Raw genomic sequence first — 25,454 nt, forward strand, 5'->3', positions numbered from 1 at the left:
GCGGAAAAGACTATCAGATCACATCTTCATCATGTGACGATTTTGATACAATTTCGAGAGCTTCTTTTGGCTCGCGGCCAGTGCGCTGGCAAAAGGCGTCGTATGTGATGATCTCAAAGCGCCCGTCCTCTGGCTCGATGATGGCGGTGAGAGACTCTACCCAGTCACCCGAGTTCAGGTAGTGAATGTCATGCGGTAGTTTTTTATCCGCAGGTGTATGGATATGACCGCAGATGAGCCCTGCACACTGACGCCAGCGAGCGAGCTCCACCACTTGCTCCTCCCAGCGGCCCATGGGGCTGACTTTGGCCTTCACCTTGGCTTTGGCCCACTTGGCGAGGGAGAAGGGCTCTTCCCCAGCCGGGCTCGTGCCCAGTCGATGACGCGGTTGAAGCGGAGGAGGAAATTGTAGCTGTAGCCGCCTAGCTTCGCTAACCAGGCATGATTGGTCGTCACAGCATCGAATCCATCTCCATGAACAATGAGGTAATCCCCGTTTGCCGTGCTGTGGACGTATTCATTGGTGAGGATGAGATTATCCAGCCGCATAGGGATGAGTCGGTCGAGGATGTCATCATGATTCCCACGCAGGTAGATGACCTGGGTGTTTTCCTTCTCCATCTTGCGTAGCACGGTGCGCACGAAGCCTGTGTGTGCATGATTCCAGCCCCCGAGACGCTCGAGGTGCCAGGCGTCGATGATGTCGCCATTGAGAATGAGCTTTTCACAGTGCGTGTGGCGCAGGAAATGGGCCGCCTGCGCCGCTTTGCAGTCCGGCATGCCCAGATGGACATCGGAGATGATGACTGTTTTGCACTGGAGCTTGGATTTCATGCCGATGGGATGACGTGAGTGAGCTCGGACTCGAATTGAGCGATCACGCGGGCCCAGCCGTAATCGGTGGCGCTTTGCCGTGCGGTGCTGCGCAGGGCGGGATCGGTCCATTTTTCAGCCGCGCGGCCTGTCTGGGCCAAAAAGGCGGCTTCATCGCCCAAGGGAGCCAACCAGCCATTTTCGGCATTTTTGATGACAAGGCGCGGAGCCGCGTAATCGAAGGCGACCACGCTCAAACCACTCGCCATGGCCTCTAGCACCACATTTCCGAATGTCTCACTCATGCTCGGAAAGAGGAATAAGTCCCCACTGGCGTAATGCGCGGCTAAGGGCTCTCCGCGGCAGGCACCGGTATAGATCAAATCAGGGTGCTCAGCTTTCATGGCCTCCAGGCGGGGACCATCCCCTACGAAGACCATTTTGGCACCAGGGTGGGCCGCCCGCAGCACATCAAAGGCACGCACGGCGAGCGGTAGATTCTTCTCTGGTGCCATGCGCCCGACGTAGATGGCCACAGGTGTCGTTTCGTCAGCGCCCCAGCTTTGTCTCAATGCGATGCTGCGCTTCGCTGGGCAAAATAGCTCTGTATCCACACCCCGGCCCAAAATACCGACGTTTTGGATGCCCCACTGTGTGAGCATATTTGCCGTGTCTTGGGAGGGAGTGAGCGTCCGCGCTGTGGCATTGTGGATCGTGCGCAGGATGCTGGAGGCCACCGTCTCCATGCCGGGCAGGTGATAGTCTTCGAGATAGCTTTGAAAATTCGTATGAAAGCCACTGACCACAGGTATGCGCCGCTTCCCCGCTGCACGTATGGCCGCGATGCCCAGTGGGGTCTCCGTGGCGACGTAGAGCACCTGTGGATGAAATGCATCGAACAACTCGATCATTTGCCGTGCGGAGCCAAAACCGATGCGCAGACCTGGATACCCCGGCAGAGGCATGGACGGCATGACATGGCGTGGCAGAGACGGCTCATCCGCACGCGACTCCAGCGTGGTGACGATTTCCACGGTGTGTCCAAGGGCTGCGAGACCATCGCAAAGCGTCTGGAGAGACCTAGCCACGCCATTGATGTCCGGCGGGTAGGTGTCTGTGACGATGAGAATGCGCATGAGCTTAAACAAACAGCAGGCACGCCCGATGCCAAGCGCCACGTGTGACGAAAGCGTCACTGCGCGGGTGATTTGACCCACTCCAGATTGAACCGTGCGAGCGTGAGTCCCGCACCCGCGAAGCCCGGTTTGTCGCTGCTGCCGTAAAAGCATAGAATGGTGCCACTCTGCGTTACCGCGAGGTCCGAGTACATGCTGGGGCCGGGCTCTAGCACCTTGCTGAGAGGCCAGGTGCGGCCTTCTTCGTCACTGATCTTGATGCTGATGTTTTTGCGATCACGGCTGACGCCAGGATCGGCTTTCCCCTTCGCTTTGTCGAGGTTATGCGGGTTGGAGAAGAGCAACAGGCTCTTCCCTCCATGGTCATACCGCACCAAGCCGGCCATGCAGATGGGCTCTAGCAGTGCCTGGTCGAAAACGGGCGTGCTCCAGCCCGTGGCACCTTCTTTGCTGGTGGTGATGAGCCGACGATGCGCCTTCGATTCATTGCGCACGTTTAGCATGACACGCCCATCGCTGAGTTCGATGGCGACGGTCTCGTTCGGATTGATCCATTCGTCCGTGCAGGGCACGGCGATGTCGCCGGGGAGCCAGGTTTGGCCAGAATCATCGCTAAAGATCGTAGCCGTGACACTGGGGCGATGTGCATTGCCACCGGTGCCGGTGGAAAGCCACACGGGCACGATGAGGCGGCCCGTTTTGAGCTGGATGCTGTGATTCGGCCCGGTAGCGAGCACCTTCCAGTCGTAGTGCTTTTTAAAGGAGTCGAAGGTGGAGGTAATTTCGACGGGTTTTGACCATGTGAGGCCATCGTCGCGGCTGCGCTGGTAAAAACAACGCATGTACTCGACGCAGAAGGTCATGTGGACGGTGCCGTCGCGGTCCGCAATGAGCACGGGGTTGTTGTAGGTGACGTCTTTGAGATCGACGTTTTTCATGCGCAGAGCGAAGGGGTTCTTGGTGATCGGTCCTTCGACTTGGGCGATTTTGCGTGGCTTGTCCCACGTCTGGCCCTCATCGGTGCTGCGACGCAGGAGGATATGGATGTCGTCCCAGTCACCCCCTTTTCGCCGGGCCTCGCACCAGGCTAATACGGTGCCCTTCGCAGTGACGACGATGCCGGGGATGTGGTAGATTTTATACGAAGGATCATCGCCGACGTGGAAGAGGTCTTGTTTTTCGAGAAAGGGCTCTGCAGAGAGCCCCGAACTGCAAAGCAGCAGGGTGGCGAGGAGGTGTTTCATGGAAAAACGAGACTGAAGAGCATCAATCATCTCCATCACCCTGCGAGATGTCGCCGTAGAGCTCTGGGAAGCGACGCTCCAGCGATTTCGGGGTGATGTAGCCGACAAGCTGGGCCAGATGCCAGTCCGCCAGCCCCCAGTAGGCATGTGGTAGAGCCAGGATGACGGCGGTGCAGGTGGGCATCTTCGGCACACTGGCACGGGCGAGCATTTTGTCTGCGAACTCATGCAGGCCTGGATTGTGTCCATAGAGGCAGACGTGCTGCCACTTTTCATCCAGACTGCGTACGGTCTCCAAAATGGTATTGGGGGCAGCGAGGTAGAGCTTCGAGTCGAGCAGCAGCGTGTCCGCAGACATGGAGAAGGTCTCCTGCATGATTTTGGCCGTGGTGAGGGCACGCATGGCCGTGCTGCTGAGTAAGTGATCTGGGCTGGGGAGGAGTTTTTCGCCCCCAGAACCGCCAAAGTAGGTGCGGTGCAAAAATGCGGCGACGGCGGGTGCAGCTCGCTTCCCGCGCTCGTTGAGCACGCGGTCATGATCTGGCACGCCGGGTTGATCCCAGCTAGATTTGGCATGGCGGATGACCGTGAGGTACTTCATTCAGCGCGATTTGAGAGCGCCGTTTCTAAGCCATGCTGCTTCGGGTTCAAGGTCTTATCTCGTGCCTGTCTCAAAGGGGCTTTTGACATCTGGGGGTGCGGCAGGCTCTGGGTTAAGTGTGAGGATGTAGGCGACGATGTCGCGGAGCATTTTTTCATCCTCGATAAAGGAGGAGGAGAGGACCATCTTTGCTCCATTCACATCCCCCTTCACGGTGCCGCGCTGGCCATTTTTGAATTTCTCGATCTGTGAGATCATGTACCACCCCTGCTGGCCTATGAGTGGCGGGCTACCGAAGGCCATTTCACCACTCGCATTGTAGCGATGGCATTCCATGCAGCGCTCTTGGAAGCTCAACATGCCATTTGCGAGATCTGCATCTTTGGGCTCACGCTCGATGCCTGCGGGCGTCACACGCTCCAGCTTCGCCATGTGGCCTACGACCGCATCGATCTGCTCTGGCTGGAGAGTTTTTGCGATGGCTGCCATCATCAGTGATTGCGGGTCCTTGACATCATGGCCACGCCGTCCTTTGCGGAAGCCTTCGATCTGGGGTTTTGAATACCAATCTGGTAGGCCTGCGATGGCGGGCGACTTCAGCTCTGATTTTCCTTCGCCTTGGGTGCCATGACAGGCTGCGCAGACAGTGTCGAAGATGACTTTCCCGTCCTTTACGCCGGGGGCGAGGACACCAACAGGCGGCATGGGGGCAGGCGCTGATTCGGCAGAAAAAACGGCGGCACTCGCACAGGCGAGAGCAGCCGAGGCGATGGACAGCGGTATGAGTCGGAGCTTCATGGCGCAACATAACGCAACAGAGAGAATTTGCTTCACTGCTACACCCTATTTTGCCATGCCTGAGCGTGTCGATGACAAAAAAAGCGCGGGCTTCATGCCCGTGCTCCGTATTTCAGAACTTTTTATCCGTGATTGCCATTTTCAGACCACATTGGCCTTGGCCCCACGGCGGCGACGTAGCAGCAGGGCGCAGGAGCTGCCCAGGAGCAGTGCGGAGCCTGGCTCTGGCACAGGTGTGTAGTCGTATTTCAACTGCCAATTGGCCGACCAGTTGAAGTTATGCCCTTCCAGCGCCATCGTGACTGAGGGATTTGTGAAATAGCTGATGAGCGCATTGCTGCTGAAAGTGGCACTATCGGTACCAATGCCGATGAATTCAGAAATGTTCGGCAGATTGAAAGCGGACTGATCAGACCATGAAAACGAGGGGCCATTCTGTGGCGACATGATCCAAAATGGGGTGGCCACATCGTTGAGGAAGACCGTGCTGGAGACATCGTAGTTATTGATCACGGGGACCCAGCCTGCTCCCAGCCAGCCATTGCCTCCATCCACGTTGAAGGACTGTCCACCAGTCAGGGTGATGTCGAGTATCTGGTCTCCTTTGCCGTCACCGCCGTAATCGGCCATCCAATCACCATATCCTTTGACCGTGAGGCAGAATGTCACGCTATTGAGGGTGCCAAGGCTGGAGTTGAACAGATTGTAATTCATATTCTGGCTGAAACTGGAGCCGCCAGCATTGGTCCAATTCGTGCCAAAACTTCCGCTTCCAGCGGTGATGGTATTCGCTTGAGCGCGGTTGCCTGCTGTGATCATGACGAGGATCGCGATGGCAAAGCGAATTTTTGTAAATGTGGTCATGGTGCGTGGGTGGTAAATTGTAAATCACCATGCGCTGCCGTAAAAACCAGAGACAGCTCAAAGCTGTAATTGTTCTCTCATTTGAGTGTCAGAATTGATCACAATCGCCTGACAAATCCCCCGTTTGCCTACTGAGGCCATTTTACAATTTACAGCCAGCCCGTTTGTTGGAGCCGCCCGGTGAGTTCCATCTGCTTTTCGAGATGCACCGCATATTGAGCAGCTTTGGCGGCTTCAGGCTTACAACGGGTTGATTCGTCCAAAGTGACCAATTTGGCGCACAGGGTGGCATAACTCACTTTTTCTGCTCCGCCTTGATTGGCGTGGGCATAGGCAGCCTGGATGGCACCGCCGAGAGCGGCCCCCTCGCTCGTGTTCAGAGTGACGACCTCGGCATTGAAGCAGTCAGCGGCGATCTGGCGCCATGTACGGCTTTTGCTGCCACCACCCGTGAGGCGGATTTCTGTCGGATTCATGCCCAGGTCACGGAAGCGCTTCAAACCATACGCTAAGCCAAGCGTGGCACCTTCCACCGCTGCACGGGCCATGTTCGCAGGCGTCATATTGCCCGTGCGCAGTCCATGCAGGACGCCAGCGCCGTTGGGCAAGTTCGGCGTGCGCTCGCCATTGAGATAGGGCAGGAACATGACTCCCTCTGCACCTTGGGGGGCGGATTTCATGGCCGCTTCGAGTTGATTTAAATCCCAGCCGAACATCTCACGCACCTGCTCGGTGACGACGGTGACATTCATCGTGCAGACCAGGGGAAGCCACTGATCGGTGCTGTCGCAAAAGGCCGCCACCTCGCCCTGCCCATCGACCACTGGAGCGCTCGCCACGCCATAGAGTGTGCCACTGGTGCCAAAGCTGGCGGTGATGACTCCAGGCTGGATGTTTCCGGTGCCGATCGCGCCCATCATATTATCACCACCACCAGCAGAGATGATCACGCTTTCCGAGAGCCCCCACTTTTTCGCCAATTCAGGCCGCAAGGTGCCATGCACTTCCTTGGACGAGCCCAGGGGCGGCAGCATGCCACGCACGCTCGGGTCGATGAAGTCACAGATCTCATACGCCCACTGCCGGGTGCTCACATTGAGGATGCCCATGCCGCTGGCGTCACCGTACTCCATACGCTTCACGCCACTGAGCCAGAAATTGATGTAATCATGGGGCAGCAGGATGGATTTCGTTTTCGCGAAGTTCTGCGGCTCATTCTGCTTCATCCAGAGCAGCTTAGGGATGGTGTAGCCGGGCAGCATGGCATTGCCAGCCAGCGCGATGACACCTGGCTGGCCGCCAAAGTGGTGCGCGATCTCTGCACACTGCGCCTGTGTGGAGGTATCGCACCACAGCTTTGCCGCTCGCACGGGCTGGTCATCTGCCCCCAGTGCCACGAGTCCATGCTGCTGGCCACTCACGCCGATGCCGGCGATCTGGGATTTCGCCGCGCCGATCTGCTCTAGGCACTGCATGACGCAGGCATCCACTGCGTCGATCCAGGTCTGAGGCTGCTGCTCCAGATGCCCTGGCGGCAGTCCCTCGATCAAATCATACGTGCTGTGCCCGCTGGCGATGATGTTGCCCGTATCGAGGTCGAGTACGATGGCTTTGGAACTCTGGGTGCCGCTGTCGATGCCGAGGAAGTACATAATAAAAATCGGAGGTGGAGATGAACCGCCGCTTTTCGGCGAAAAGCCCCCTGCTTCCAAGCTCAAAAATGCACTGTTTCACACCCTCTCAGGCAACCACCATCCTCAGAGCTGGTTCCCGATCACGCCCATGAGCGTGGAGCCCTTTTTTTCTGCGGCAGCCTGTGTGAGCCGCTGGCAGAGTGAGAAATCTGCCTCAAACACACGGCGCTGGATCGACTGGACGAATGGCGGTGCGGAGGAGGCCAGATTCAGCTCTCGATTGAGCTTCAGGCTCAGGGTATCGCAGTTGGCAGAGCCGAACATGGCCCAGCCGTCACACAGGACCACTTTCATGTGCGTCATGCCTGGGTAGCCATACACCTTCACACCTGCGGCGATGAGCCTAGCGGCGCTGGTATGATTCACCGTATTCATGATGCCAGAGTCGTTTGCACCAGGGAGAATGATGCGCACATCGACCCCACGCCGCGCTGCATCTAGGAAGTCGCTGATCATCCCCTCCTCAGCCAGATAAGGCGTATGCACCCACACACGCTGCCGTGCCGCCTGCACAGCCGTGCGCAGTGCCCGGGCGATTTCCTTGCGCCCCTTGGCCACATAGGTGCGTAGCACCCGCAGCGGATATGCCCCCGCGACCTGCTGCGGGCTCACCCCTGCCGCCTCTCGCCGGTGGAGGGCGTTTTGCAGGGTCCAGTTCCGCACCCAGCTTTCGCCATCCCAATGCCGCTGAAAGATATTTGCCAGATCCAGCACCACAGGCCCCTCGACGCGGGCCATCAGATCATGCCATTCACTCTCGTATTCACGCCCGATGTTCATCCCGCCCATGTAGGCGAGGCGCCCGTCGATGAGGTGTAGCTTCGTGTGGTCACAAAGCAGCGCCGGATTCGTCGTCACCCGCAGTTTCACATCCGAGTCCTGCACCAGATAATCACCGATGAAATCTGGAGGCTGAAAACCAGGCGGCGGAGGTGTCTCAGGATTCACCTTATGAGCGGTGCGCGTGCCCAGACCGTCGATAAACACACGCACCGGGATCTGGCGGGATTTTTCCCGCAGGAGGTCCGCAAAGCGCACCCCCGTGTCATCATTGTCGAAGATGAAAACCTGCGAATCGATGCTCGTGCGGGCATTTTTGACCTCGCGCACGAGTTCTGGAAAAAACTCCGCGCCATCGACGAGAAGCCGCACTTTACCAGAACTCCGCGCTGGCAGCTTTTGGGCATCCAGCAGAGCTTCAAAAGCCTCGGTGCCTGGCGCTGGCGCATCAGGGGGCAGAGTCTCGATGGTGGGCAGCGGCGTCGTACCCGCAAAGAAGGCATGCGTGCGCTGCGCGGCACTCAGAGCGACCGCCTTCGTGGTCGAGACCGGGGCGCGAGCCAGCGAGCCCACGGAAGCACGCCACAAATGCGCCAACTGCTCCACCACCGGCACACGGGTGATTTTTGTCGGCATCATCTCCAGCCCCTTGGGTGTGCTACACTGCGCCAGCAGGCAGAGAGCAGCCACCGATAAGCAGCGTTGCATCAAAACAGTGAGTAATGCGGAATCAGACATCCTCCTCTACCGTAAACGAGGACGATCAAGCCAGGAAATAGAATCTCCATCCGCTACACGCAGTAGGCGGCTGTTTCCACAGTTGCACCGCACTCCGCAGCGGCCAATCATGCGCCATGCCACTTGCTACGACTGTCTTCCTTGCGCTCAAGTTGCCGTCCTTTGAGAAACTCACACTCGGCATCGCCCTCGATAACTTTGAGCGCTACATGAGCTGAGCCGGAGTAGCCTGGCTACTGGGCTACGTCCTCTTCAAACGCCAATGGCAGCACCGGAAGATCAATCCACGCATGCCAGCCAAATCCGATGTCTGGCGAGAGATCCGCTGGTCGATGCTCACCGTCCTCATCTACGGCCTCGTCGGTGCCGCCACTCTCTGGGCTTGGCGGCAGGGGTGGACGCGCATGTATCGCGATCTCGCCATCCATGGTTGGGGCTGGTTTGTCACCAGCATCGGCCTCATCATCGTCGTGCATGATACCTGGTTCTACTGGACGCACCGGCTCATGCATCACCGTGCCCTCTTCCGCTGGTTTCACCGCGTGCATCACCTCTCCACCAATCCCAGCCCCTGGGCCGCCTACGCCTTTGCACCGCCAGAGGCATTCATGCAGGCACTCATTTTCCCTCTCGTCGCCTTTACTCTACCAGTGCATCCGTTTGCATTTGCAGTCTTCATGTTGTGGCAGCTCCTCTTCAATGTCGTAGGCCACACTGGCTATGAATACAGCCCGCGCTGGCTCATGGACACCTGGCTGGGCAAGTTCCTGAACACCCCCACCAATCACGCCATGCACCACGAATCCATGCGCGGAAATTACGGCCTCTACTTCAATGTCTGGGACCGCCTCATGGGCACCAATCACACGCACTATGAGGACCGCTTTCGCGAGGTGACACATCGTGCCTGACGTGCCCTGCCCCGCCATTCGTGCAGCCACTGAGCAGCAGCGCCACCTCAGCGCAGATTCACTGCGCCACCATCGATCGGATAAGAGCACCCGGTGACAAAAGAGGCCTCATCGCTGCACAGATACAGCGCCAGCGCTGCGATCTCCTCTGGCTTCGCCATGCGACCGATCGGCTGAGCCGCACTGAGCTTCTCAAACATCTCCGCCTCCTGGCCAGGGTAGTTTTTCGCCAGATAACCATCCACAAACGGCGTGTGGACCCGCGCCGGAGCGATGCAATTGCAGCGAATGCCCTGTTTAATAAAATCCTTCGCAATCGAGATGGTCATCATCAGCACTGCCCCCTTCGTCATCGAGTAAGCAAAGCGGTTCTCCAGACCGATCTGTGCCGCGATGGAGCACATATTCAGGATCACACCGCCACCGCTCACCGTCATCCGCTCTAGCGCCGCCTGCGCACAGGCATGCACGCCCTTGATATTCACCCGGTAAAGCCGGTCCATATCCGCCTCCGTCGTATTCAGCGCATTGCCGACATGTGCGATGCCAGCGTTGTTCACCAAGATGTCAATCCGTCCGCCATTCCCTGCTGCGATTTCAGAGAACAACGCCTTCACCCCGCCACATCGCCCACATCACAGGCACGCGCCGTAGCCCGCCCACCTGCTGCCAAAATCTGCTCCACCGTTTCCTGTGCCGCCTTCAGCTCCAAATCCAGCACCTCCACCGCTGCTCCCTGCTTGGCAAACAACAGCGCGATAGCCTTACCGATACCGGAGCCCGCCCCGGTGATGACGACATTTTTATTGGAGAGTGAAAACATAAGTGCGAGCCCTCAAGCTGGAGCGAAAGCTGCTCACGGCAAGCTCTGCGCACACTTCCACGCGAGGTTGTGCCACTTTCGCCTTGCCTCCATCCCCACGCAGGTGGCATCTTAGCCCTCCCTCCCGGAGTCCAGCCCCCTCCTCCGCCCTCGTCCATGCAGACGCATCCCCCCATACGCACCGCACCCCGTCCTAAAGCCACAGGCAACAGTCTCGCCCCCGTGCTCCTCGTGCTAGCCGCACTCGGCATCAGCACCGCCGTCTTTTTCCTCTTCACCAAAAAACGGCTTCAGGCAGAAAAAACCACGCCAACGGCTCAAACAGCCCAGACAGCCCCTGCGGAGTCCACGGCCAAAAACAGCCCCAAAGCTGAAAATGGCCCCACAGCTCCTTCCACCACCTCACCGGCTCCTAGCAGCCCCAAAGCCGCTACCGAGGCCGTTTTCGGCTTCGCACGGCCCACGGACCTCGGCAAACAAATGGCCCAAAGCCTCGCCAGCAACGACTTCGCCGCCGTAGGCAAGCTCGCCGCCGCCAGCGACCCCGCACAGGCCGCTGAAGCCGCCCAGCTCTTCCAACAGCTCCAAAACATGGGCTTCAAACCCGGCACCGCCGACCAAGTCGAACTCCTCGGACAGGTCGAAAACCACACACGCATCGCCATTCCACTCACGAAAACTGGCAGCACCGATCCCCTGCGCCTCCAGCTCGATCTCGAGCGCGATGAACGCATGGGCTGGAAAATCGCCAAAATCACCCTGCCAAAAGAAGCCGCCGCCGCGCTCACCACTACCGCCACAGCACCCGCCGCAGCCCCGCAGACTCCGGCACCCACTGTCGCCACGGATACTAGTGTGACCACCCCTGCCCCGCCCGTGCCGCCCATGCCCACCACCCCTGGTAGCGCCACCTCCCCACCACCCATCCCGCCACCACCCAGCGCAGCCCCCAGCAGCAGCGGCACCGCCACCACCGCCGCCCCACCCAAAAAATCCCTCTTCGTCATCGAAGAAACCCCCGACGCACTCACCTTCTCCACCGACTTCGTCAAACACCTGCTCAATCACGACTTCACAGCCGCCCGCGACTACATCGACCCCCAAAAAGTCCATGTCGAACGCCTCGCCGGGCTCTGCATCGTCTTCGAAGAAGGAAACTACCGCCTAAAGCCCAGCAAACCGCTCCTCGTAACCGTCGCCAACCCCGAAGTCTCCTGGGTCATCGCGCAAGTCGAGTCCGAATCCCTCCAACAGAGCACCGAATTCGGCCTCGAGCTCAAACGTGAATCCCCCACCACCCCGTGGAAAGTCGCCGGCATCAATCTCTCTCAAATTCTCGGCTCCTTTGCCCAAAACGCCAGCCGCCTCGGCATCCCCTACGCCCCCATCGTCACCAATCCTCGCGGCGGCGAAAGCCTAGCCCTCTACTTCGAATACGATCAAGCCGTGCTCCATCCCCGTGCTCTGAAGCAGATCCAAATCATCGCCGCCATCATGAAGGCAGACCCCAGCAAAAAACTCCGCATCGCTGGCCACACCGACGCCCTCGGCGGTGACGATTACAACGTCAACCTCTCCCGGACCCGCGCAGACACCGTCAAAAGCCAGCTCGCCGCCCTCGGCGTCCCCGCCGCCCAGATCGAGACCGTAGGACTCGGCAAGGCCCAACCCCTCAGCCCCAACTTAAAAGCCGATGGCACCGACGACCCCGAAGGCCGCTCCCACAACCGCCGCGCGGAGATCTACCTCGACTTTTAGCCCGCTGAATGAAAACCGCGCTTTTCGCCCTTTGCCTCCTCAACCAGCTCCTCGTCGCCGCAGAGCCCACGCTGCTCTTTTCCGACGACTTTGCCCGCGATGAAAAAACACCCGGCAAAGAAGACATCGGCAACGGCTGGACCACCAACAGCCCCTGGCGGGCCAAAGGCCACCAACAGGTCGATTTGAAAGACGGCATCATGCACGTCACCAAGCACGCAGAGGCCGACCACGGCGTCGCCATCTTCCACAACGCTGCATTTCAGGACGGCATCGTCGAGCTGCGCTTCAACCTCAGTGCCGGTGACGACCTCGGAGTCGATTTCGTCGATCGTGAGCTCAAATCCGTCCACGCCGGGCACCTCTGCCTCGCCCGCGTCACCAACAAAGCCCTCACCATCATGGACTCCAAGACCGGCGGCATGGACAACAAAATCCGTGAGCGTCGTCAAGCAGGCGACAAATCCCCAGAACTCGCCGCACTGCTCAAAACCAAAACCAAGACCTTCAAACTCGACCTCAAGCCCGGCGACTGGCACACCCTGCACATCACCATCACCGCCAGCACCATGGCCGTAAAGATCGACGGCCAGGACATCGGCACCTTCACCAGCGAAGGCATCGCCCACCCCACCAAGCGCATGATCACCCTCGCCGTGAACAAATCCACCCAGGTCGATGATGTCAAAGTGTGGAAGACGCGATGAGAATGCGACGAAGCACCATTGTTCTTGCCATTTTCCGACGTTTTCGATAGGCAGGGCATGTTTATGAAAACGAGCCTTTCAATTGCCGCGTTATTCAGTGTGTTGATGAGTGGGGCAGGACTGGCGCAGCCGGTTTCGACACGTCCGCCAAGGGATTATACTGCCCTGATCGCGCCGCTGCTGGTGCCGCTGGAGACAGTGCTGAAAAACGCGGGCGAACCGCCGAAGGATGCTGAGCATGGATGGATCATTCTCGACGAGACATTGCAACACGTGCGCACAGACGGCACCCGTCTCATCGTGGAGCACCAGATCTGCCGCGCCATCTCCCAAAGCGGTGCGGAGGGGCTGGGGCGCGAGGTGAACGCCTACCGGCTCAGCACGCAGACGCCGCACCTGGTGCTGGCGCGCAGCATTCAGCCGGACGGACTGCGCCAAGAGGTGAAGCCCGAGGCCTGCTTTCTGCAAACCCCGCAGCGAGAGGCAGACTACGACCTGTACAACGACAGCGGGGAGCTGGTGGTCATCTTTCCGAATGTGAAGCCGGGCACGGTGACGGAGTTCATCATCGTCACAGAGGAGAAAAAGCCGCGCATCCCGGGGCATTACGTGACCTCATTTGATTTTCGCTACGGCTGGCCAGTGCGGCAACTCCGCGCCGTCTCCGAACTGCCTGCGGACTATGCAAAACGGCTGAACCTCACGCCGCTCGGGGCCGGCGTGCCCGATCCGGTCGTGGAAAAGCTGAAAAGCGGCCGTCAGCGCTGGACCTGGGAGGTGGAGCGCACACTGCCCACACGCAGTGAGCCAGGACGCGCGCCTTACGACCAGACGGGGCCGCTCGTGCGGCTGAACACGCTGCGTGATTGGACGGAATTCGCCGACTGGTATCGCCCGCTGGCGGAAAAGAACCTCGTTTTGGGCAAAAAGCTCGAGGCAGAGGTGGAGAAGTGGACCGCTGCCGCGAAGTCGCCGCGCGAGGTGCTGGACATCCTGCACACACACGTGGCGAATGACGTGCGCTATGTGGGGCTGGAGTTTGGCAGTTGTGACATCGAGCCGCATACAGCCTCGGAGGTTTGGGACCACCAGTATGGCGACTGCAAGGACAAGGCATCGCTGCTGGCGGCCCTTTTGCGGCACAAAAACATCCCCGCGCATCTCGTGCTGGTGAACACGAATCACCTCGGCCGGGTAGAGAGGCGCTGCGCGGACTGGCGTGACTTCAATCATGCCATCCTTGTCGCCGACCTGCCTGATGGGCCGGTGTTTTGCGATCCGACTATCGAGGGCTCCGCGCCGGGCATGCTGGCTCCGAGCAGCGCGGAGCGTGATGTGCTTGTGATGTCGAAACCCGAGCGCTGGATGCGTACGCCTGGACAAGATGCCGGCCATTACGCGATGAATCTGGACGCGCAGATGTCCGCGACAGGCGAGCTCTCCGGCTGGGCCACGCTGGAGGCAGACGGGTATCTCGGCACCTATTTCCAAAACATCGAGAAGACCAGCACGCGCGAGCAGTTGAAGGACCGCCTGCGCAAGCACCTCGAAGATGTTTGGCAGGGAGCAGGCGTGATCGACATCAAAACGATGGCGCGGGAGTCTGGAGCGCCCTATCGCATCCAGGCCTATTTCATCGTGCCGTCCTCGGGATCGCCAACGCTGCGTTTTCCCTTCGATGTGAGCTACCTGCCGGACTTTGGCTCAGGTGAGGCGCGTCAGACGGACGCCTTCATGTGGCGTGACCGGAACAGCACGCATTCCGTGATCACGTTGCCGACAGGCGTGCGCCCGGCATCGGTGCCGGCTCCATTGACCGTCACGCATGAGCACGGCAGCGGCACCGGACGGTGGAATCTGGAAGGTGGGAAGCTACATGCGGAGCTGAGCTTTCAGGTGAAATCATCCCGCCTGCCTGCGGCAGAAGTGCAGGACTTCATGGAGTCGGTGGCGGCGCTGCGCGCGTGGCTGGACAAACCGGTAACAATGGAGACGGCGGGAAATGTAGGGCCGGACGGCGCGGGTGCTCCGCCTGCGGATTCGTTGGCCACCATGCCCCGCATGCCGAGCGGCGAGGGCCAGATCGACCTTATCGCGGAGCGTTTTCCGCTTGATGGCGACTTGAACCTACGCCGGAAGGCCTACGAAAAGATGATTGAATGGTTTCCGAAGGACGCGCACGCACAGTTCTTTGCGCAGACGCAGATCGCCTACGTGGAGCACATGCAAGAAAAGCACGCGGAGGCCGTGCGGCGGCTGCGCGGCCTGCTCGCGGCGCAAAAAGGTAGCATGCCGGTCGAGGATAGCGCGTTCGCGGAGTATGTGCTCGCCATCGCGCTGCGCGGCCAGAAGCAGGACGCCGGGGCGCTGGAGCTGCTGGAGGGGATCGCCAGGCACAAGGAGATCAGCACCTTCCGCCGCGCCTGGGCACAAACCGTGCGCAGCCAGATCTTGGAGGAAAAAGAGCCAGCAAAAGCACTCGAAGCCGCGCAGGCCGGCCTGGACCTACATGATGGCGATGTAGCCGCGCTGCTGCAGAGTGTTTGCATCCTGCATGCACGGCTCGGCCAGGCGGAACCGCTGAAAAAATCCGTCGCCGCGTTCCTGGCCAAAGAAACGCCGCGCACTGCGGAGCAGATGCGCGCTCTGGCGGCCTCGGTGAACGACCTCGCACTCGAAAAGCCGGCCGATGCGCGCCTGCTCGCGGAAACTCTCGCCGCTTTTGGCGAAGAGGATCGCTTTGGAAAGCAATACAATGACGCGCTCGCCTCCGCGCGGGTGCGATCGGAGGCTCAGGGCCTGTTTGGCGGCATCCGTGAGCGTCTGAATACATGGCTCGCCGCGCATCCGGACGATCTGCCTGCATGGCAGGTGCCGGACACGCTGAAGACGCAGGAGGACTTCACCGCCGCCATCGAGAAGGCTCTCCAGCGCGAGAACTACGACTACGCGGAGCTCACGCGGCTCGCGGTCGAGTCGCTCGTGCGCTTCGAGCCCGGCGCATGGTATGGCGAGCGACTGTGGCGCGCCGCGACCTATGTCGAGCTACTTGACCGCAAACAGGTCACCGCCGCGCCACCGCCGCTGATGATGCAGCTCATCGAGCTATGTGAATCTACGCCGCCGCAGAGCGATCCGCACGTGGAGGCGCGCTTCCTGCGCGCGCTCATGCTGAAGCGCCGCGACCAGCGCGCAGAAGAAGCCGAAATCCTGCGTGAACTCATCCAGCGGCCTGGCATTGATGATGGTTACCGCCTCAGTGCCATTGATCGCGTGAAGGACTGCGCGGTCGCGCGCGGGAAGCCTACGGAAGTATTTGAGGTGCTGCGGCTGTTGCGGAAATACCCCACCTACTACTCCGTGCCCACGAGTCTGCTGGAGGGCATCCTTCTCGCACTCGAAACTGGTGATGAAAAAACCGCGTTCGAGCTGCTCGGCGACCTGCGCGCCATCAAACCCGCCATAACTGCAAAGACCACGGCGGCTGACCACGTCACCTCGTTCCTGAAACTCGCCGAGGATGAAAAGGCTCTCCGTGCATGGTGGGAGCACAGCGCGCGCTGGTGGCCCGTGTGGCAGGCCTTTGAGCGTGATCACCTTCCCGCGCGGGATGTGAAAGATCCGCTTGTTCCCGTCATTCCATCCCTCAGTGCGTTTGGCGAGCAATTGCGCAAAAACAGCGATGCAGGGCTTCACAAGGACGTGCTCGACTCCGTGCGCCTGCTCGGTCACGCGGCACGCTGGCAGCCCGGCATGGCCGTGGAGCTCTGCACGCTCGCCAGCATGGGCCTTCCCGCATTGGAGAAGATCGTGGCGGATTACAGGAAGCTCGTCATCGCCATCCATGATGTCGGCGGATTCACAGAAGCAGTTCAATCCGCCCGCGTCGCGATCTGGGCGGCCATTGCTCACATCGACGGCACCTCGCCGCAGTCCGGCATCGACATCGCCCGCGCTTACCTGGAGAAAAACGGTTCCAAAGATGACTTCGGTCTCACTATGCTGCGGCTGTGGGCCGTTGCCGCGGTCAAAACCGGCAAAGACCTCGCCGCCCCGACCGCTGCGCTCGTCAAGCGCCTCGCCAGCTCCGATCCGAATGGCAACCGCGCGATGACGGTCAAATCCCTGGCCGGCCTTTATCAAAAACAGAACATGCGTGCCGAGGAACTCGCGCTGCTGAAGGCGGAAATCGACGATCAGCGCAACAAAGACGCCGGAGATGGCCTCACCCAGCTCCGTCAGCGCTACGAGACGCTGCTGGATGGCGGAGGAGGTGGCGATGGACCAGCGCTCGCCGTCAAAGCCTGGCTCAGCACCCAAAAACCCGCCTGGTATGACCACATGCGCCCGAAGGATCTCAAGGACGAGAAAGCAGCCGACCCGGACGAGGCCATGGCACCGGGCAATGAAAAGTCACTCACCATACCGGAGGCGGTAAAGCTTTGCTGCCTCGTCGCACTGGATTCCGAGCAGCCGGAGCAGCGGCGCTTAAGCGCTGTGCAGTATCTTGGTTGGTATCTGCCTGTCATCTCCTCGGACATGCAGGCCTTCAAAAGCGGGCTCGATGCGCTCAAGAACGAAAAGAACCTGCCGCGTCCGGTTCGTGCCTTCACCATCTGGCTCGCGGCACGCAAAAGCTACTGGAACGACCTCCACGCCCCGCTGCGCCACGCGCTGGCCGAGCCCCTGCTCGATCATCTGCGCGAAGATTTGTCTGGCGAGCTCGCCGCCATCCGCCGCTATGCCCGTGTCGATCCGCAGGACCTCGACGCCACCGAAGCGCTGGCTACGGAAATTCTCAAAGGCACGCTCGACTACATCTCGCTCGAGTCCCTCCAGCGCTGCATCCGTCGCCTAGCCGAAGCAGGTAGCAGTGAACCTGTGCTGCCATTGAGAACACCCGTCTCGGGCGCGCACCGTCTCGCCGAAGCGGGCCGATTGGAGCAGGCGCGTCGTCATTATAAGGCCATGTCCACCGCCCGCTACGATGAGGAGTCCGCACGCCAAAAAGCCGCGCAGCAGCTTGCGGCCCTGAAAACCATCAACGCGGCCCAAAAGCTCAAACCCGTTCATGATGCCCTCAAGGCCTGGTTCCTCGCCAGCCACGTCGCCAAGTCTCCAGGGGCCAAACCTGTGCCGGAGCCCATGGATTCGGACGACCCGCTCGACATGCCGGATGAGGAAAAGCTCCAATTGTTCCGCCAGCAGGTGCAAAAGAGCTCCTGGCCGCGCGAGGATCTCGATTTTTGGATTCACGTCGTCCAAGCACTGCCGCGTAATGAGAAGCTCGTGCCCGCTGCGCTCGAAATGCTGCACATCGCACTGGAAAAAGCCCCTGATGATGAAATCCGCGCCAATCTCGTCGATGATGCCTCGGGCCTCGTGGACCTGGATGATCCTCCGACCCTCGCCAAGCTCGATGAAGTGCTCAAACCCTGGCGCGCGCGCCAGGACATGCCTTCCACTCAAGATGCTCTGCGCCTGCATGACTTCACGATGAAGCTCCGCGTCGGCCAGGAGGTAGATCTCTTTGCCGCGCTGGCCACGCTGCAAACCCCGAACCGCCAGTCCTTCGCTCGTGCACGTCTGCTCACTGCACTCGTGGCGCGCGAGGACAAGGCTGGCCTCAAACGACTCATCAACATGATCGAGCCGGACGAACTCCTCGGCCGCGGCCTCATTGACGAGTCCATCCATGCCTATCGCCTCCTCGACATGAAAGATGAGCAGGAACTCGCCACCGACCAGATGCGCCAGATCATCGAAAGGGAGCTCATCGGTGCCTGGATGTCCCCTCACGGTGATAAGGCCACGGCGGTTGTTTATTTCGCCACCCAGTTGGAGGATCCCTCGCTCGTCCCGACGGAGTTCACCACCTACATCAGCTCACGCCTGCGCGATCCACATGAAAAATGGTTCTTCATCGCCAAGGATGCCTTCCTGCGCCGCGATTGGGAAAAATGTGCCCAGGCCGCGAAGGAAGGCATCAAAATCTTCTCCACCATTTACGACTACCACTACCTACTCGGCATGGCGGAGGCTGCACTCGGTCACAAAGACGCCGCCATCACCGCGCTCAGCACTTACGTGAAATTCGACCACAACACCCGCGAGGCCACCCTGGCAAACAAACGCCTCGCGGAACTGCGGAAGCCATGATGTATCATTCCCGTGCCCGCACCGTCGCGTAGTTGCGCTTGCCTTTGCGCAGCACGCAGAGCTTTCCATCCAGGAAATCTGCCGCAGTGAGCGTAGCGGGGGTGTCTGCCGCGACTTGCTTGTTGTTGATGTAGAAGCCGCCGCCTTTGAGCAGGCGGTTCGCATCGCCCTTGGAGGTGGCGAGGCCTAGCTGCACCAGCAGGTCAGGCACACTTGGGATCGCAGCGAGATCGATTTCGCAGCTCGGAGCAGAGGCCGTGGCCTCGATGAGCGTGCCCACATCAGCCGTGGCCAGATCGGCTCCGCCGAAGAGGGCTTCGGAGGCGAGGATGACCTTTTGCAGCTCCGCTTCGCCATGAACGAGCTTCGTGACCTCTGCGGCGAGACGTTTGTGGCCGCTGCGCAGTTCGGGACGCGCGGCGTGCTCGGCCTCGATAGCGGTGATCTCTTCCTGTGACAGCAGCGTGAAGTAGCGCAGGAAGCGAGGCACGTCCGGGTCTTCGCTGTTCACCCAGAACTGGTAGAAGGCATACGGACTCGTCTTGTGACGATCCATCCAGATGGCACCGGCTTCGGATTTGCCAAATTTTTTGCCGCTGCTCGTGGTGATGAGCGGGAAGGTGATGACGTGCGCCGCTTCGCCACGCATGCGGCGGATGAGATCGAGTCCGGAAACCATGTTCCCCCACTGGTCACTGCCACCAATCTGGAAACGGCAACCATGCAGGTCAAAGAGCTTCACAAAGTCATACGCCTGCAAAATCATGTAGGTGAACTCCGTGAAGCTGATGCCGTTCTCCAGCCGCGAGGCCACGCTATCGCGGGCGAGCATGACAGAGACGGAGAAATTTTTGCCAATGTCCCGCAGGAGCTGCACAGCGCTCATGGAGCTGATCCAGTCCGCATTGTTCACGACGATGGTTTTGTCTGGATCGAGCACGCTGCGCACCTGCACGCCGATTTTTTCGACGTATTGGGCCACGGTCTCGGGTGTGTTCAGCGTGCGCTCATTTGCCTTGCCACTGGGATCGCCGATGAGCCCCGTGCCGCCGCCGAGGATGGCGATGGCCTTGTGCCCGTGCTCCTGCACGCGGCGCAGCGCCATGAGCGGCAGCAGATTGCCGATGTGGAGGCTGTCCGCAGTCGGATCAAAGCCGCAGTAGAAGGTCTGCGGCGTTTTGAGCGCTTCGTGGATGGCTTCGAGGTCGCTGGCCTGTTTCAAAAGGCCGCGCCATTCGAGATCGGCAATGAGGTCTGTGGGCATGGAGCGTTCCTTGTGGAGCGGCTAGGCGGAGTGTCAAGGTACAGGCTAGTTTCCGCCTTGGCGGGATTTTGCCAAACGAAGCGCCTGAATCCTCATCGCGGATGACGTATGTTGTCCGCTCATGATCCGTTACGCACCCATTTTGCTTTTGCTGGCCACCGCTGCGGCGGCAGAGGAGCCGCTCAGCTTCAACCGAGACATCCGCCCCATCCTCTCGGAGAACTGCTTTGCCTGCCACGGCTTTGATTCGAAGAAGCGGGAGGCCGAACTGCGGCTCGATACGCCGGAAGGTGCCTACACGGCCAAGGACGGCGCGTTTCCGATCAAGCCGGGCGATTTGGCGAAGAGCGAGGTCTGGCAGCGCATCATCACGACGGACGAAGACGACCTCATGCCGCCGCCGAAGTCGCACAAGAAGCTCACGCAGAAGCAGAAGGACATGCTGAAGCTCTGGATCGAGCAGGGGGCGTCGTATCAGAAGCACTGGGCCTTTGAAAAACCTGCCGAGAAGGCCGGAGCGAGCATCGACAGCCTGCTCGCCGAACGCCAATTGAAGGACAAGCTGGGCTTTGCGGATGAAGCGGATCGCGAGACGCTGATCCGCCGCGTGTCCTTCACACTCACCGGCCTGCCGCCGACGCTGGCGGAGGTGGATGCTTTCCTCAAAGGCCAGTCCTACGAGGACATGGTGGACCAGTACATGAAGTCGCCACGCTTCGGTGAGGAGATGGCGCGGCATTGGTTGGATGTGGCGCGTTATGCGGACACGCATGGCCTGCATCTCGACAACGAGCGCAGCACCTGGGCCTATCGCGACTGGGTGGTGAAGGCCTTCAATGAGAACCTGCCGTTTGATCAATTCACCGTGTGGCAGATCGCGGGCGATCAGCTCCCGAATGCCACGCCGGATCAAATCACCGCCACGGGCTTCTCACGCTGCAATGTGACGACGAGTGAAGGCGGCGCGATTGATGAGGAGTATCGCCATCTTTATGCCGTGGACCGCGCGGCAACGCTCACCACGGCCTGGCTCGGCCTCACCGGCGGTTGTGCGCAGTGTCACGATCACAAATACGATCCGCTGACCACAGCGGAGTTTTACTCGCTCTACGCCTTCTTTTACAGCGGTGCCGATCCAGCGATGGACAAGAACATCTCGTCCACAGAGCCCTTTTTGCGACTCCCAACTCCAGAGCAGCAAAAAGCGCTCGATGCGGCCATCACCGCCGAAAATGCCGCGCTGAAGGCTCTCGATGATTCGGCGCAAAAAGCCACCTACACCGAGAAAAAGGCCGCCGAGGCTCAAACCATCACGCAGGTGCTTTTCGACGACGTTTTCGCTCCCGGCATGGAAACGAAGAACACCACGCGAAACCCCAGCGTGTGGGAAAACAAGCCCGCCTATGGCGCAAAGTCCGGCCAGCGAGTGCTGCGGATCGCGAATGGGCAGTTCAGCGAGGAAATTCTCACGCCGCAACTCACGCCTGTGGTGCTCGCGGAATCGCCACGCATCAGCGTGTGGGCACGCGTTGATCCGCTGAGCCCGCCACGCGTGCTTTGTCTCAACATCAATGGCCGCCGACTCATGTGGGGCGATGCGAAAGCCTTTGAAGGGCTCACTTACTTCCAGGAAAACGCGATCACCGTCGGCGAGCTGCCAAAGCCCGGCGTGTGGACCCAGCTCAGCGTCGATCCGGCGGCCGTGCTCGGCTTCAAGCCCGGCACTCGCCTCAATACGATCAGCCTCCAGCAAGTCGGCGGTGTCGTGATGTGGGATCGCCTCGAAGTCAGTGGCAAGACCACCGCGGACAAGCATGCGCTGACCTCCTTCACGACTTGGTGGAAGCAGGTCAGCGGCTCCAAGAAGAATCCGTCCGATGTGCCCGCCGCCGAGCTGAAGACGCTCATGACCGCGCCGGACAAAGTCACCGATGCGAAGCAGCGCGAGGCCTTGCTGCGCTTTTACCTCGCCCGCGTCGCCCAGCCTGTGAACGAGGAGATCGCGCAGCGTCGCATCGCGTGGGAAACCGCGAAAAACCTCCGCGCAGCGGCTGACTCGGCGATTCCAGGCACCTTCGTCTTCCGCGATGAAGAAAAGCCGCGCGACACCTTCATCGCCATGCGCGGTGCCTACAACAAACTCGGCGACAAGGTCGAGCCCACCACGCCCGCCGCCTTTCATCCGCTCAAGAAAACCGGTGCTCGCGCCACGCGCCTCGATCTCGCGAACTGGCTCGTGGCTCCTGAAAACCCGATGACGGCCCGCGTGACGGTGAACCGCTTCTGGCAGCAGGTTTTCGGCATCGGTTTGGTCAAAACCAGCCACGACTTCGGCTCCCAGGGCGAACCTCCGAGCCATCCTGAGCTGCTTGATGATCTCGCGGTGCGTTTTCAAAAGGGCGGCTGGAATGTGAAGCAGCTCATCAAGCAACTCGTGATGACCAAAGCCTTCAAACAATCCTCGCCCGTCGAATCAAACCTCCTCAGCCTCGATCCTGACAACCGCTTGCTCGCTCGCGGCCCACGCATCCGTCTCGATGCCGAGCAAATCCGTGACAACGCGCTCTTCGTCAGCGGCCTCATCAACCTCGACATGGGCGGTCGCGGCGTGCGCACCTACCAGCCGCCAAACATTTGGGAACCCGTCGGTTACGGCGACAGCAACACGCGCTACTACCTCCAAGACCACGGCCCCGCGCTCTACCGCCGCAGCCTCTACAGCTTCCTCAAGCGCACCGCCCCGCCGCCCTTCATGAGCAACTTCGATGCGCCGAACCGCGAACAAAGCTGCACCCGTCGCGAACGCAGCAATACGCCGATGCAAGCCCTCCAGCTCATGAACGACGTCCAGCACTTCGAAGCCGCGAGAGCGCTCGCCGAGCGCGTGATCGCTGAAGCCGGTCAAGAAGATGAAAAACGCCTCCAATGGCTCTTCCGCACTGTTTTGAGCCGCAAACCGGACGCGAAGGAGACGACGATGCTCACCGCCGCGTTGGCGAAACAACGCGAGTTGTATCAAAAAGACCCCAAAGCCGCCGAGAAGGCGATTTTGGTCGGTGAATCGACTCCGAAGAAGATCGCCGCACCTGCTGAAACCGCCGCGTGGACCTTGATCGCCAATTTGGTCCTCAACCTCGATGAAACCGTCACGCGGAATTAGGTGGTGGCCTTTCTGAAGCTATGACCAACAAACTCACAACTGACAAAGATATGGCCGAGTTCTTCCGGCTAGGTTTGTCTTTGGAGACTTGTGAAGTTTCTCAAGTGGTCCGCTGGGCAGAAAAAGTTATCGAAAGGGAAGAGAAGCCCAACCATGCCTTCATCGAACTGTGTCTAGCCAACACCAAACCAGCCAGTGCTGTCAAAAGTCTTCTAGCCGACGTTCCTGGAAGTTCGACAACGGGATTGCCTCTTCGAATGTTGTTGGGGCAATGTTGGCACATTGCTTCGCGCTCTCCAAATCAAGCAGCGCGCTTACTCCAACCTCTATATCTCCTGGTTTGTCTCCAAGATTTCGAGAGTGATATCTACTACGCACTTGTTTGTCTCGAAGACGATCTGTCCCTCGCTCAAGACAAGGTTTTTGGCTCCGTGGAAGAGGTCACGAAGAAATTTTGCGCCTTTCTGCAGCCTTTCGCCTCAGACGCACCAACGGAAGCGCTCAATCGTTGAATCAAGACCTCATTTAAGTTTCCCATGAATCCCCTCTTCGAATCCAATCTCCTCCAAACCCGCCGCCAATTCTTCGGACAGACCGGCCTGCGACTCGGCGGGCTCGGTTTGACGTATGCGATGGGTGGCGATGCTTTTGCGGCTTCCAAAACTCAGGTGCATGAGCCATTACCGGGACTGCCACATTTCGCAGCGAAGGCGAAGGCGGTGATTTATCTGCACATGAATGGCGGCCCGTCGCAGCTCGACACGTGGGACTACAAACCGGGGCTTCAGCAGTGGTATGACAAGGATTTGCCGCCGAGTGTGCAGGGTGGGCAGCGGCTGACGGGCATGACGAGCAAGCAGGCGCGGTTCCCGGTGGCACCGAGTTTGTTCAAGTTCGCGCAGCATGGGCAGTGCGGGCGCTGGGTGAGCGAGTTGCTGCCGCACACGGCGAAGCACGTCGATGACATCGCTTTGATCAAGACCGTGCACACCAACGCGATCAACCACGACCCGGCCTGCACCTTTGTGATGACGGGACGTGAGGTGCCTGGCTTTGCGAGCCTCGGCTCGTGGCTCAGCTACGGTCTCGGCAGCGAGAGCAATGACTTGCCGGCCTTTGTCGTGCTCACGCCGAACTGGAGTGCGAAGGCGATGGCGCAGGCGCTTTTTACCCGCATGTGGAGCAGCGGCTTTTTGCCGAGCAAATTCAGCGGTGTGGCCCTGCGTGCCGTCGGCGATCCCGTGCTCTACATGCAGAACCCGGACGGCGTCTCGCCCGCGAACCGTCGCGCGATGCTCGACACGCTGGCGCAGATGAATGCGCACAGCTTTGAGAAGTTCGGCGATCCCGAAATCCAGACGCGCATCTCGCAGTATGAAATGGCCTTCCGCATGCAGACGAGCGTGCCGGAACTGGTCGATCTGAAACAGGAAAGCCAGGCCACGCTCGACCTGTATGGCCCCGAGGTGCTGAAGCCGGGCAGCTTTGCCGCCAGCGCCATCCTCGCGCGGCGGCTCATGGAGCGCGGCACACGCGTGGTGCAGGTGCTGCATCGCGGCTGGGACCAGCACGGCAATTTGCCTGCCGACATCCGCCTCCAATGCCGCGACACCGACCAGCCCATCGGCGCTCTTTTGACCGATCTCAAACAGCGCGGCCTGCTCGACAGCACGCTCGTCATCTGGGGCGGTGAATTTGGCCGCACGGTCTATTCGCAGGGCGGTCTCTCGCAGACGAATTATGGTCGCGACCACCATCCGCGGAACTTCTGCATGTGGATGGCCGGTGGCGGCATCAAAGGCGGCGTGAGCTACGGCGAGAGCGATGACTTCAGCTACAACATCGCAACCGACCCCGCGCACCTGAACGACATCAACGCCACCATCCTCCACCAGTGCGGCATCGACCACGAGCGCCTCAGTTACAAGTTCCAGGGCCTCGATGCACGCCTCACCGGCGTGGAGAGCCAGCATCCGATCAAGGAGATCATCGGGTGAGGGACTA

General features: G+C 60.0%; 15 protein-coding genes and 2 pseudogenes. 7 read left to right on the top strand and 10 right to left on the bottom strand.

The annotated features are described in order from the left end of the window. Window positions 1-13: 13 nt before the first annotated feature. The 8 genes and pseudogenes from IPK32_15635 to IPK32_15670 all read right to left on the bottom strand — a co-directional run bounded on the left by IPK32_15635 (window position 14) and on the right by IPK32_15670 (window position 8,638). Window positions 14-834 (bottom strand): annotated as a pseudogene (locus IPK32_15635) (UDP-2,3-diacylglucosamine diphosphatase). After that, complete coding sequence (locus IPK32_15640; protein MBK8093364.1) at window positions 831-1,949, bottom strand: glycosyltransferase family 1 protein; 1,119 nt, start codon at window positions 1,947-1,949, stop codon at window positions 831-833. Before IPK32_15640 ends, IPK32_15635 begins: the two are co-directional and overlap by 4 nt. 56 nt (window positions 1,950-2,005) lie before the next feature. Continuing rightward, on the bottom strand, window positions 2,006-3,193 hold the full coding sequence (locus IPK32_15645) for an exo-alpha-sialidase (GenBank protein MBK8093365.1): 1,188 nt from the start codon (window positions 3,191-3,193) through the stop codon (window positions 2,006-2,008). Window positions 3,194-3,215: 22 nt separating this feature from the next. Further along, window positions 3,216-3,794: a histidine phosphatase family protein gene (locus tag IPK32_15650; protein MBK8093366.1), complete on the bottom strand. Its 579-nt coding sequence runs from the start codon at window positions 3,792-3,794 to the stop codon at window positions 3,216-3,218. A 54-nt stretch (window positions 3,795-3,848) separates the two neighbouring features. After that, window positions 3,849-4,592 carry a c-type cytochrome gene (locus IPK32_15655; GenBank protein ID MBK8093367.1) on the bottom strand — a complete coding sequence of 248 codons (744 nt, stop codon included), beginning with the start codon at window positions 4,590-4,592 and terminating at the stop codon, window positions 3,849-3,851. A gap of 141 nt (window positions 4,593-4,733) precedes the next feature. Continuing rightward, on the bottom strand, window positions 4,734-5,456 hold the full coding sequence (locus IPK32_15660) for a choice-of-anchor E domain-containing protein (GenBank protein ID MBK8093368.1): 723 nt from the start codon (window positions 5,454-5,456) through the stop codon (window positions 4,734-4,736). Between the two features lie 149 nt (window positions 5,457-5,605). Beyond that, the gene (xylB, locus tag IPK32_15665) at window positions 5,606-7,108 is read right to left on the bottom strand and encodes a xylulokinase (protein ID MBK8093369.1); all 1,503 of its coding nucleotides are present in this window, start codon (window positions 7,106-7,108) and stop codon (window positions 5,606-5,608) included. Window positions 7,109-7,213: 105 nt separating this feature from the next. Further along, window positions 7,214-8,638, bottom strand: a complete 1,425-nt coding sequence (locus IPK32_15670; protein ID MBK8093370.1) for a phosphatidylserine/phosphatidylglycerophosphate/cardiolipin synthase family protein — start codon at window positions 8,636-8,638, stop codon at window positions 7,214-7,216. A 320-nt stretch (window positions 8,639-8,958) separates the two neighbouring features. On the opposite strand from IPK32_15670, the gene IPK32_15675 reads away from it, so the two are divergent. After that, window positions 8,959-9,579, top strand: coding sequence for a sterol desaturase family protein (locus IPK32_15675; protein MBK8093371.1), 621 nt, complete (start codon window positions 8,959-8,961; stop codon window positions 9,577-9,579). A gap of 47 nt (window positions 9,580-9,626) precedes the next feature. Here IPK32_15675 and IPK32_15680 read toward each other — a convergent pair. Beyond that, window positions 9,627-10,402, bottom strand: a pseudogene (locus IPK32_15680) (SDR family oxidoreductase). 156 nt (window positions 10,403-10,558) lie between these two features. On the opposite strand from IPK32_15680, the gene IPK32_15685 reads away from it, so the two are divergent. The 3 genes from IPK32_15685 (at window position 10,559) to IPK32_15695 (ending at window position 19,026) form a co-directional block, all read left to right on the top strand. After that, complete coding sequence (locus IPK32_15685; GenBank protein ID MBK8093372.1) at window positions 10,559-12,160, top strand: OmpA family protein; 1,602 nt, start codon at window positions 10,559-10,561, stop codon at window positions 12,158-12,160. 8 nt (window positions 12,161-12,168) lie between these two features. Next, the gene (locus IPK32_15690) at window positions 12,169-12,867 is read left to right on the top strand and encodes a DUF1080 domain-containing protein (GenBank protein ID MBK8093373.1); all 699 of its coding nucleotides are present in this window, start codon (window positions 12,169-12,171) and stop codon (window positions 12,865-12,867) included. Window positions 12,868-12,930: 63 nt separating this feature from the next. Beyond that, window positions 12,931-19,026, top strand: coding sequence for a DUF3857 domain-containing protein (locus IPK32_15695; protein ID MBK8093374.1), 6,096 nt, complete (start codon window positions 12,931-12,933; stop codon window positions 19,024-19,026). A 4-nt stretch (window positions 19,027-19,030) separates the two neighbouring features. Here IPK32_15695 and IPK32_15700 read toward each other — a convergent pair whose 3' ends face one another. Further along, a complete protein-coding gene (locus tag IPK32_15700; GenBank protein ID MBK8093375.1) occupies window positions 19,031-20,290 on the bottom strand; it encodes a tyrosine--tRNA ligase in 1,260 nt (419 codons plus the stop codon). Between the two features lie 121 nt (window positions 20,291-20,411). Here IPK32_15700 and IPK32_15705 point away from each other — a divergent pair, with 121 nt between their 5' ends. The 3 genes from IPK32_15705 to IPK32_15715 are packed head-to-tail and all read left to right on the top strand — an operon-like array spanning window position 20,412 to window position 25,447. Further along, a complete protein-coding gene (locus IPK32_15705; GenBank protein MBK8093376.1) occupies window positions 20,412-23,450 on the top strand; it encodes a PSD1 domain-containing protein in 3,039 nt (1,012 codons plus the stop codon). A 20-nt stretch (window positions 23,451-23,470) separates the two neighbouring features. Continuing rightward, on the top strand, window positions 23,471-23,962 hold the full coding sequence (locus IPK32_15710) for a hypothetical protein (GenBank protein MBK8093377.1): 492 nt from the start codon (window positions 23,471-23,473) through the stop codon (window positions 23,960-23,962). Window positions 23,963-23,986: 24 nt separating this feature from the next. Then, on the top strand, window positions 23,987-25,447 hold the full coding sequence (locus IPK32_15715) for a DUF1501 domain-containing protein (GenBank protein MBK8093378.1): 1,461 nt from the start codon (window positions 23,987-23,989) through the stop codon (window positions 25,445-25,447). Window positions 25,448-25,454: the final 7 nt, after the last annotated feature.

The organism is Verrucomicrobiaceae bacterium (assembly GCA_016713035.1).
In the GTDB taxonomy this organism is placed as follows: domain Bacteria; phylum Verrucomicrobiota; class Verrucomicrobiia; order Verrucomicrobiales; family Verrucomicrobiaceae; genus Prosthecobacter.

Coding starts and splice junctions, on each gene's coding strand:
- IPK32_15695 (MBK8093374.1), top strand. CDS start 12,931: ATGAAAACGAGCCTTTCAATTGCCGCGTTATTCAGTGTGTTGATGAGT.
- IPK32_15655 (MBK8093367.1), bottom strand. CDS start 4,592: ATGAAGCTCCGACTCATACCGCTGTCCATCGCCTCGGCTGCTCTCGCC.
- IPK32_15710 (MBK8093377.1), top strand. CDS start 23,471: ATGACCAACAAACTCACAACTGACAAAGATATGGCCGAGTTCTTCCGG.
- IPK32_15645 (MBK8093365.1), bottom strand. CDS start 3,193: ATGAAACACCTCCTCGCCACCCTGCTGCTTTGCAGTTCGGGGCTCTCT.
- IPK32_15705 (MBK8093376.1), top strand. CDS start 20,412: ATGATCCGTTACGCACCCATTTTGCTTTTGCTGGCCACCGCTGCGGCG.
- IPK32_15700 (MBK8093375.1), bottom strand. CDS start 20,290: ATGCCCACAGACCTCATTGCCGATCTCGAATGGCGCGGCCTTTTGAAA.
- IPK32_15690 (MBK8093373.1), top strand. CDS start 12,169: ATGAAAACCGCGCTTTTCGCCCTTTGCCTCCTCAACCAGCTCCTCGTC.
- IPK32_15660 (MBK8093368.1), bottom strand. CDS start 5,456: ATGACCACATTTACAAAAATTCGCTTTGCCATCGCGATCCTCGTCATG.
- IPK32_15670 (MBK8093370.1), bottom strand. CDS start 8,638: ATGCAACGCTGCTTATCGGTGGCTGCTCTCTGCCTGCTGGCGCAGTGT.
- IPK32_15715 (MBK8093378.1), top strand. CDS start 23,987: ATGAATCCCCTCTTCGAATCCAATCTCCTCCAAACCCGCCGCCAATTC.
- xylB (MBK8093369.1), bottom strand. CDS start 7,108: ATGTACTTCCTCGGCATCGACAGCGGCACCCAGAGTTCCAAAGCCATC.
- IPK32_15685 (MBK8093372.1), top strand. CDS start 10,559: ATGCAGACGCATCCCCCCATACGCACCGCACCCCGTCCTAAAGCCACA.
- IPK32_15640 (MBK8093364.1), bottom strand. CDS start 1,949: ATGCGCATTCTCATCGTCACAGACACCTACCCGCCGGACATCAATGGC.
- IPK32_15650 (MBK8093366.1), bottom strand. CDS start 3,794: ATGAAGTACCTCACGGTCATCCGCCATGCCAAATCTAGCTGGGATCAA.
- IPK32_15675 (MBK8093371.1), top strand. CDS start 8,959: ATGCCAGCCAAATCCGATGTCTGGCGAGAGATCCGCTGGTCGATGCTC.